Origin of the sequence: Aeromonas sp. R3-1, from assembly GCF_040908345.1 — a bacterium.
GTDB lineage: Bacteria > Pseudomonadota > Gammaproteobacteria > Enterobacterales > Aeromonadaceae > Aeromonas > Aeromonas veronii.
Window position 1 is genome coordinate 1 of sequence record NZ_JBFODN010000176.1, and the last position, 6,714, is coordinate 6,714.

The following is a 6,714-nucleotide window of genomic DNA, read 5'->3' on the forward strand; positions in this document are numbered from 1 at the left end:
CGCTGGCCAGTTATATCCAGCAGGTGGTGACGGTCGGTCTGGTAATCGTCGGTGTTTACCAGATCTCCGAAGGTTTGGTCACCATGGGGGGGATGATTGCTGCTGTGATGCTATCCAGCCGCGCCATTGCGCCTATGGTGCAACTCTCCGTGTTGTCGACCCGTTATAACCAGGCCAAATCTGCACTGGATATTCTGGAAAAAATCATGCAAACCCCGGGAGAGCAGGAGGAGGGCAAGCAATATATCCATCATCCGGTGATTGCCGGTCGAATTGAATTCGAAAATGTCTCCTTCAAATATCCGGGAATGGAAACCAGCACTCTGCACAATATCAATTTGCGCATTCAGCCGGGCGAAAAGGTGGCGATTATCGGCCGGATTGGGGCGGGTAAAACGACCCTCGAGAAGTTGTTGATGGGACTGTATCGACCGACCGATGGCTCGGTACGTATCGACGGCTTTGAACTCGATCAACTGCCACCTGCTGTGATCCGTCGCAATATTGGTTGTGTCCCGCAAGATGTCATTCTTTTCTTTGGCTCGGTGCGGGACAACATCATGCTGGGTAATCCGCTGGTGGATGATGTGAGAGTCTTGCGCGCCGCCAAGCGGGCTGGTGTCACCAACTTTACCAACCGGGATCCCAACGGGCTGGATCGGCAGATAGGTGAGGGTGGCCGTCAGCTTTCCGGTGGCCAGCGTCAGTCGATCCTGCTGGCACGTGCCCTGCTCAATGATCCCCCCATTCTGGTGATGGATGAGCCGACCTCCAACATGGACAACCAGTCCGAGATGCAGGTTAAGCAAGAGCTCGCCAGACTGGGCCCGGAAACCACATTGATCCTCATCACTCACAAAACCTCAATGCTGGATGTGGCATCGCGAGTGATCGTTATCGAGCAGGGGCAGATCGTTGCTGATGGCCCCAAAGAGGTGGTGTTACAGCAGTTGAAGGAAGGCAAGGTGCGCGTGCAGGAGGTGTCCCATGGTTAAGGGGCTCAACTGGTTCAAGCGCAGCAAAAAGACGCCTTCCGGCGAGGTATTGCCGGCACCCGAGCATCTGGAGTTTGTCGATGACGGCGCGGCAGCTGTACTGCTGACCACGCCGACCGGAGCTCGCATCCTGTTGTGGTGCTGTTTCCTCTTTTTCATGAGTGCCATCGTCTGGGCGGCCTGGGCCGAACTGGATGAAGTCACCGTGGGTCAGGGCAAAGTTATTCCGTCCCGTCAGCTGCAGGTGATCCAGAACCTGGAAGGGGGGATCGTCAAAGAGATCTTCGTCAAAGAGGGGGACATCGTCGAAAAGGGGCAGCCGCTGCTGCGTATTGATGACACCCGTTTCCGCTCCGACTTTAGAGAACGGGAGCAAGAGGTCGTCACCCTGAAGGGGGATGTGGCCCGTCTGCGCGCCGAGATGGCCAGCGTCGAGGTGAAAAACGACCCGGCACTGGGGTGGCGTGAGCAGGTAGTGGTAGGCGAAGCGCCAATCCAGTTTCCCGATGGTTATGAAACTGTCTTTGCCGAATACGCACACCGTGAGCGCTCTGTACAGCGGGATCGCCTAAATAACCTGAAGAACCAGCTCTATATTCTTGGTCAGCAAATCGAACAGAAAGAGCAGGAGCTGATTGAACTGAATGCCAAGATCCGCACTGTGAATCGCAGTGTGGAACTGGCCAGACAGGAACTGAATATTAGCCGTCCGCTGGCGAAAGAGGGTATAGTGCCTCAAGTGGAGCTAATCAAGCTTGAGCGGCAGGTCAACGAGATGCAGGGGGAGCTGGAGAGCAACCGTCTGCTGATCCCAAAACTCAATTCGGTACTGCGTGAGACCATCTCCAAGCGTAATGATATTGCGCTAAAATTCAGAGCAGACTCCCAGACTGAACTGAACGAGAAGCAGGGGCGACTTGGCCAGTTGTCAGAAGGGCAGGTTGGCTTGCGAGACAGGGTCGACAGGACCAGCGTGATTGCACCGCTCAAGGGCACCATCAAGAAGCTCAAGATCAACACCCTGGGCGGCGTGGTTCAGCCCGGCATGGATCTGATGGAGATTGTGCCGCTGGAGGATACTTTGCTGGTAGAAGCCAAGGTGTCACCGAAAGATATCGCCTTCCTGCGACCGGGGCTGGATGCCATCGTCAAGATTACTGCCTACGACTTTACAATCTATGGAGGATTGCATGGCAAGGTTGAACAGATAAGTGCGGATTCTATCCAGGATGAGGAGGGGAACTCCTTTTATCTGGTTCGGGTTCGGACAGAGAAGAGTTACTTGGGCGATGAGCTTAACGCACTTCCCATCATCCCCGGTATGTTAGCCAGTGCTGATATCATTACTGGTAAAAAAAGTGTCCTAGACTATTTGCTTAAGCCGATTTTACGGGCAAAGCAGTCTGCACTGAGAGAACGATAAGCCAACAATCTAAAAACAAAACATGACTGGAGATAACATGAAAAAAACGATTGTTGCCATGCTGGTCAGTGGCTGCATCCTGATCCCGAGTTTGGGTCAGGCCCAGACTCTGGAAGAGTCGGTGGCACAGACACTTGCTACGCATCCCAAGATCAAGGAAGCGTTTGATTTGTATAAGGCACGACTCTATCAGCATGATGGAGCCAAGGGTGGCTATTATCCTACGATCGATTTGCGTGGTGGTGTAGGTTATGAGAAGACGGACAGTCCTTCAACAAGAATTAACCCAAACAGTGATGACTCGTTGACTCGTAAAGAGGCCGGACTCAGTCTGCGGCAAATGTTGTTTGATGGCTTTGATGTCAGCAACAACGTCTCAAGAACCGAAGCTGAAGCCAATGCCCAGCGTCTGGCGATGATCTCCGAAGCTGAAAATACCGCGCTGCGAGTAGCTGAGGTCTACCTCAATATGCTGCGCCAGCAGGAGATCCTGGAGCTTTCCAAACAAAACCTGGAAACCCACGAACAAATCCGCAGCGACATCAGCAAGCGGACTGATTCAGGGCTTGGCTCTACTGCGGATCAGACCCAGATAGAAGGTCGTGTTGCCCGAGCCTATTCAAATCAGGCCGCTGCTGAAAACAACTATCGCGACGCAGAGAGTGAATTTATTCGTGTCGTGAACGAGGTTCCCAAAGATCTGGTACAGCCGGTTCCCAATACCGAGCTTATCCCGACCAGCCTCGATAGTGCGCTGAAAACAGCGACCGAAGTCCACCCGACCTTGCTCTCTTCCCTGCAGGATATCGAAGCGGCCAAGTATCAACATGAAGGTGCCAAATCCGGTTTCTACCCCAATGTGACATTCGAGGTCGATCAGAACTGGAATGAGGATATCGATGCGGTCAAAGGGCGCAACGATGATCTGACCGCCATGGTGCGGATGCGTTACAACCTGTTCCGTGGCGGTTCTGATGTGGCAGAGAGCAATGCAACATCGGCGCTCTACTCTCAGGCGAAAGACATTCATTTGAATGCGTTCCGCCAAGTGGAGGAAGGAACTCGTCTGGCCTGGAACGCGAAAGAGTCGTTGGCCAAGCAAAAGACCTTCCTGAAAGAGCATGTTGACGCCAGCTATGACACCGTACAGGCATACAAGAAGCAGTTTGGTTTGGGTCAACGGACATTGCTGGACGTATTGAACACCGAGAACGAATTGTTCGAGGCGCGTCGCAGCTACATCACTGCCGAGTATGATGCACTGCTGGCGGACTATCGCATTCTCAACGCGACAGGCAGCCTGCTCAATGCATTTAGCGTCAAACAACCCGCTGAATGGCAGGCCAGGCAATAACCGTTTGTTCATGATCCCGCAGGGATCATGAACGCCAACATGGTGACTGCTGCTGGCAGTCACCATGTTTGGCTAACGCAGGTTGTTGTACGAGCGTTGAGGAGTGCAGCAGTAATAATGCAGCAGGAATATGAAGTGACACTCCAGCGTGGTACCGGTAGCAGATGGTGTTATCTTCTCAATGAATGGAGATACAGATCGCTACGCGCTTTGCGCCACTCCTTATGGATCCTGCTGTTACCCTTCTCACTTCTGCTCTGTGCCAGTCAGCCTCTGCCACAGGAAGATCTCAACTTGATCAAACGGGCGGAGCAGACCTATGGCGCCAGAGCCGGCAAGCGTGTAACCAGTTGGCGTATGCTGGTCATGGAGACGAAGGGCAGGGCCCTGAGCGAAGAAAAAAAGCTTGAGCGGGTAAATAATTTTTTCAATCGGATGCGTTTTATTGACGATATCAAGTTGTGGCGCAAAAAGGATTATTGGGCAACCCCGCTAGAATTTTTGGGAGCCGCTGGGGGAGACTGTGAAGATTTCAGTATCGCTAAATACTCTACGCTGCTCGAGCTTGGGATCCCGGATGATAAAATGCGGATGGTGTACGTAAAGGCTCTTGATTACAACCAGTTTCACATGGTGGTGGCATATTATGAGACACCCTCTTCCGTTCCGGTTATTTTGGATAATTTGATAGGCTCGATTCGCCCTGCCACACAGCGGCGTGATCTGGTACCTATTTACAGTTTTAACGGTAGTCACTTGTGGTTGATGAAGGCACGAGGCCAAGGGGAACTGGCTGGTCAATCATCCCGCTTGGGATTATGGAATGATTTACGCAATCGCATGACCTCGGGGCGATTGGCTCGGCCAGTGGTGAATTTGGATGATTAACCTATGACGCTCTATCGACAGTTATTAGCCACCATGCTGCTGCTGTTTGGATTGTTATTTGCGGCCACATACTGGGTGCAATTCAACTCAACCCGCACTTATCTTGCGCAGCAACAGGAAACAACAGTCATCAATACGGCAACCTCGCTGGGGCTTGCGCTCACCCCCTATCTGGAAAACGGTGACAAGGTCGGTGCCGAGTCGGTGATCCAGGCCATTTTTGATGGTGGCTATTATCGATTGGTTCGCCTGGATCTGCTGGCATCAAAGGATGTCATCGAGCAGGAAAATACCAACAATATTCAGGGGGTACCGCGGTGGTTTGTAAATTTGGGACTGTTTCCTGAGGTATCCAACGAGTCAATTCTGACGTCTGGCTGGTTGCAGCTTGGAAAATTAAAAGTAGTGGGTCACCCCGGCCAGGCTTATTACGAGTTGTGGCGGGGAATGAGTGAGCTGGCGAGTTGGTTTCTGGTCGGCTTTTTGATCACCACCATTTTGTTGATGAGAGCACTCAACTACTTGCTCAAGCCACTCAAACAGATCTGTGATCAAGCCGTAGAGATCGAGCTGCACCATTTCGGTCATACGATCCCGGAGCCTAAAACCCATGAATTGAAGCAGGTCGTTCAGGCGATCAACACCCTCTCAAGCAAGTTGGCGTTGCAGTTCAAAGAGCAAGCCGATGAGGCCGAGAAATTGCGTGAGCGGGTTTATGTCGATGCCGTGTCGGGGCTTGGCAACCGAGCCTATTTTGTGGGTCAGGTAAACGCATGGATAGCGGAGGCTGGCCAAGGTGGCGTCATGTTGGTTGCGGTCGACATGCTGGATGATATCTATCGCGATGAAGGCTTTGCTGCCCGTGACAACATGGTCAAATCGATAGCTCAGGCTTTGAAAGAGCAATTAAAAGGGTGGGATGGCGCAGCCTTGGCACGGATCTCCGCGACGGAATATGCGCTGCTCTGTCCAACTGACGATCTGACTCAGCTAAAAGAGCTGGCTGAAGTGATTAATAGCCGCATTGCCGATCTGGTGGTGAATCCAATGGGCGAAGGGGATGCGCTCTCCGTCATCGGTATTGCCGGTCGTGATGGCAATGATGATCTCTCTGCCTTGTTGACCAAAGCCGATAATGCGCTTGGCAAGGCGCGCAATGAACGCCGTGGTGCTGTGGTGATGGAAGGGGGTACCGAGCAAGGTTTGATGGGGCGTTTGGCCTGGCGAGATCTGGTACAAGATGCAATTTCACGACAACTTTGGCGCTTCAAAGCACAACCAGCTTGCCGGTTTGATAATGGAGCAAGGTTGCATGCCGAGCTGTTTGCTTCTATCTCTCGGGATGGCACTGATTATTTTGCCGGTCAGTTCTTGCCCGCGATTGAACAGTTCAAATTGGGTGGCGAGTTTGACCAGGCGGTGCTTGATGCTTGCGTTCCATTACTGCAAAAACAGTCTGATCTGGTTCTGGCGATCAACATCACTGCTGGCTCGCTCTGCTCGGATGAGTTTTTAACCTGGTTGACGCGCTATCTGATCGAGCATGTTGAGTTGAAAGAGCGGTTGTTATTTGAAATACCTGAAGCTGCCATCATGAAACATAAAGACAACGTGGCTGCGTTGGTGGGCACCTTACAAGCTCATGGCTTCCAGTGGGGGGTTGACCACTATGGTCGTCACTTCCAGTCTCTGGGCTATCTGGAGGAGTTGTCGCCGGCTTATGTCAAGGTTGATCACGGTTATACCAGTCAGGTCATGGAGCCGGGGGCTGACACCTCATTCCTGGCTGCAGTGTGTCGCGCCGCACACAATGCCGGTGTGACCACCATTGCGACCCGTGTCGAGGATCAACATCAAGTGGAACTGCTTTCCAAGTTGCATATCGATGGTTACCAGGGATTTGTTCATCCTGCCTTCCCATTGTCTTGAACTAAATGCTGGAAATGGCCCCGATAGGGGCCTTTTTTATGGCTCTGTCCCAATTACGTGTTGAAAGGCTAATCTTGAAGTAGGCCATCACCTTGAGGTCTACCATCATGGATACCCCAGCCTTT

At 52.3% G+C, this 6,714-nt stretch carries 5 protein-coding genes; all 5 read left to right on the top strand.

From position 1 onward, the window contains the following. Positions 1-995: ATP-binding cassette domain-containing protein (locus AB5Y85_RS10760; RefSeq protein WP_368221407.1), on the top strand; the 995-nt coding region annotated here is incomplete at its 5' end. Then, complete coding sequence (locus tag AB5Y85_RS10765; RefSeq protein ID WP_101531287.1) at positions 988-2,418, top strand: HlyD family type I secretion periplasmic adaptor subunit; 1,431 nt, start codon at positions 988-990, stop codon at positions 2,416-2,418. The genes AB5Y85_RS10760 and AB5Y85_RS10765, both read left to right, overlap by 8 nt. 37 nt (positions 2,419-2,455) lie before the next feature. Next, positions 2,456-3,772, top strand: coding sequence for a TolC family outer membrane protein (locus AB5Y85_RS10770; protein ID WP_257687931.1), 1,317 nt, complete (start codon positions 2,456-2,458; stop codon positions 3,770-3,772). 135 nt (positions 3,773-3,907) lie between these two features. Beyond that, positions 3,908-4,660: a transglutaminase-like cysteine peptidase gene (locus AB5Y85_RS10775; protein ID WP_005350994.1), complete on the top strand. Its 753-nt coding sequence runs from the start codon at positions 3,908-3,910 to the stop codon at positions 4,658-4,660. A 3-nt stretch (positions 4,661-4,663) separates the two neighbouring features. Beyond that, positions 4,664-6,589: an EAL domain-containing protein gene (locus AB5Y85_RS10780; protein ID WP_206877790.1), complete on the top strand. Its 1,926-nt coding sequence runs from the start codon at positions 4,664-4,666 to the stop codon at positions 6,587-6,589. Positions 6,590-6,714 lie beyond the last annotated feature (125 nt).